The sequence below is a fragment of the Acinetobacter sp. WCHAc060033 genome, from assembly GCF_004209125.1.
Lineage (GTDB): Bacteria > Pseudomonadota > Gammaproteobacteria > Pseudomonadales > Moraxellaceae > Acinetobacter > Acinetobacter wuhouensis.
This window is the reverse complement of sequence record NZ_SGSW01000116.1, coordinates 1-2537: the sequence shown is the minus strand read 5'-3', so window position 1 is coordinate 2537 and position 2537 is coordinate 1. Positions and strand designations below refer to the sequence as shown.

The window sequence follows — 2537 nt, the reverse complement described above, 5'->3', positions numbered from 1 at the left end:
TTGCAATAACCGGGTAATTTGACGGGTGGAAAGATTTAGGATTTCAGCAGCACGGATCTGGGTAATACGATGATCTCGAACGTCTTGCAGAACTGCAAGCCGTTGAATTTCTTTGTCAGACATAGTGATCAGCATCTATATTTATATCCAGTCCATGGTGATAAAAACCATCATAAACTAGACATTTTTATTGGTGAGAATATAGACACTTTAAATGGGTTCTAACACTCTCGTTTCGTATAACAGCCATTATGTTAAATGAATGATAATTGACATTTTGTTCATTAATACTGATATGCAACGAATTTTATTATATGTCACCCCTCAATTACAAATATAAATGACTGCTCGTCTAATCATCTCCATTACACAATTAAATGTTAAAATGCATAGCTACTTCATCTAAGATAAAATATATGTATCCAAATCTACAGCACAGCTTCGAAAACAGCGTCATTCTCGTTGTAGAAGATGATTATGATATTGGTGACATTCTTGAAAAATACATAAAAAATGAAAACATGCAGGTCATCCGTGCATTGGATGGACAACAAGCTTTAGAGTGCCTAAAAGCCAACTCTATCGACCTGATTCTCCTTGATATTAAATTACCCAAACTAAATGGCTGGGAAATTCTACAAATCATCCGTCAAACAAGTCATTTACCTGTCATTATGCTGACTGCCTTAGATGATCAAGTGAATAAGATCATGGGGCTAAAAATGGGTGCTGATGACTTTATTATTAAGCCATTTAACCCAAACGAAGTGATTGCACGAATACAAGCCGTACTTAGACGAAGTACAAGCCAAAATATGGAAATAACTAATATTATTCGTTATAGAAATATTGAAATTAATCCAGATCATCATCAAGTTTACATTTCAAATGGTCAAAGAAATCAGTTGCTCAACCTTACGTTAACTGAGTATAAGATACTGTTTTTGATGGCAAAAACACCGAATAAAGTCTTTACACGTAATGAATTGATCCAAAACTGTATGCCTGAAAGTGATGCTTTAGATCGCACTGTAGATAGCCATATCAGCAAATTACGCAAAAAACTTGAAGAAAATGATGTAAATGGCTTATTAATCAATGTCCGTGGCGTGGGGTATCGCTTAGATCAAAATCATGAAATTTAACTTTTTTAAAAATTCTGTTGGAATTAACTTCCAGTTTATTATCATGATGAGCCTATTCAATTTAGGCATTACGCTGTTATCTTTCATGATTGGCTATTTTGTTTATAGCTGGGCGATAAAAATAGGTTTTCTAAATACACAAGTTATTAATTCAAATGAATTTTCAGTTACCTCCGTTGACTTTATCTGGCTGTTTTTAGTGCTATTAACAGGCTTTTTTCTTTCTACTATCCTCGCCTTTAAATATGGAAAACGCTATACACAGCCAATTAGTGATTTAGCAGATGTTATTCAACAAATTCAACAAGGCAATTTAGCACTCAGAATTAAACAGCCACATCATGATATTCCACATGAAATCAAGTCTCTTATTGAGAACTTCAATGAAATGGCAAACCAACTTGAAGTATCAGTTAAGAATTCAACTGTTTGGAATGCTGCAATTGCACATGAATTACGAACACCTGTGACAATATTACAAGGTCGCTTGCAAGGTATTGTCGATGGTATATTTATTGCCGATAAAGCTTTACACCTAAGCTTATTGAACCAAGTCGAAGGCTTATCTTACCTTGTGGAAGATTTACGGACACTGACACTTATTGAAAATAAACAATTACGATTAGAACTAGAAAAGACCAATTTAAAAAATAGTATTGAAAAATGTCTGCAGATGTTTAATGAACGGTTTCATGTTAAAGGTTTAACTATTGTTTTAAATTTGACGGATAAATTGGTTTGCGTTGATATAAGAAGGATGGAACAGGTCTTTATTGCATTGTTCTCTAACTTTCTAAGATATTCGAATGCTGGAAAAATAAATATTACATCTGTAACCACAGCAGAACATTGGGTATTGACGTTTGAAGATGAAGGTCCTGGTATTGATGAATCGCATCTTAAACACCTGTTCAAACCCTTCTATCGACTGGAAGACTCTAGATCATGTCTAGATGGCGGTACTGGATTAGGCTTGGCAGTGATTGATGCAATTATTGAAGCACACCAAGGTCATATTTATTATTCTAAATCCAAAAACTTAGGTGGCAGCTGTTTTACTATTCAACTAAATCGTAAGACATCAACTCATTTATAATGTGTTAAGTTCAGATTAATACGGCTTAATTTAAACCATAAATTTAAGATAAATTGATGTCTGAACTTAACCATTCTGTTTGATGATCCTCAAATAAATTTCATCACAATGAATTCTCATCTCGATATTTAGCTAGCATAAAAAATACCACAATGGAGAGTATCCCGATGATAATCCCTGCTGTTAATAATAAATTAACATGAGCTGAACTGAAGGCAATTTTACCTGCGTTAATCAATGCTGTACCTTGTTCAACGGGTAACTGGCTCGCCACTAAATAGGTATCACCAATCGAA

General features: G+C 34.1%; 2 protein-coding genes and 2 pseudogenes. 2 read left to right on the top strand and 2 right to left on the bottom strand.

Annotation, left to right across the window (positions count from 1 at the left end; translation table 11 throughout):
* Positions 1-135 (bottom strand): annotated as a pseudogene (locus EXE10_RS20580) (ISNCY family transposase); the annotation flags it as partial.
* Between the two features lie 281 nt (positions 136-416).
* On the opposite strand from EXE10_RS20580, the gene adeR reads away from it, so the two are divergent.
* Both adeR and adeS read left to right on the top strand, forming a co-directional pair.
* Positions 417-1145, top strand: coding sequence for an efflux system response regulator transcription factor AdeR (gene adeR / locus EXE10_RS20575; RefSeq protein WP_032073130.1), 729 nt, complete (start codon positions 417-419; stop codon positions 1143-1145).
* Entirely contained in the window at positions 1135-2241 is a 1107-nt protein-coding gene (gene adeS, locus EXE10_RS20570; RefSeq protein WP_032073131.1) for a two-component sensor histidine kinase AdeS, read from the top strand. The genes adeR and adeS overlap by 11 nt, the downstream gene beginning before the upstream one ends.
* A 103-nt stretch (positions 2242-2344) precedes the next feature.
* Here the strand turns inward: adeS and EXE10_RS20565 are convergent.
* Positions 2345-2537 (bottom strand): annotated as a pseudogene (locus EXE10_RS20565) (MFS transporter); the annotation flags it as partial.

Coding starts and splice junctions, on each gene's coding strand:
- adeR (WP_032073130.1), top strand. CDS start 417: ATGTATCCAAATCTACAGCACAGCTTCGAAAACAGCGTCATTCTCGTT.
- adeS (WP_032073131.1), top strand. CDS start 1,135: ATGAAATTTAACTTTTTTAAAAATTCTGTTGGAATTAACTTCCAGTTT.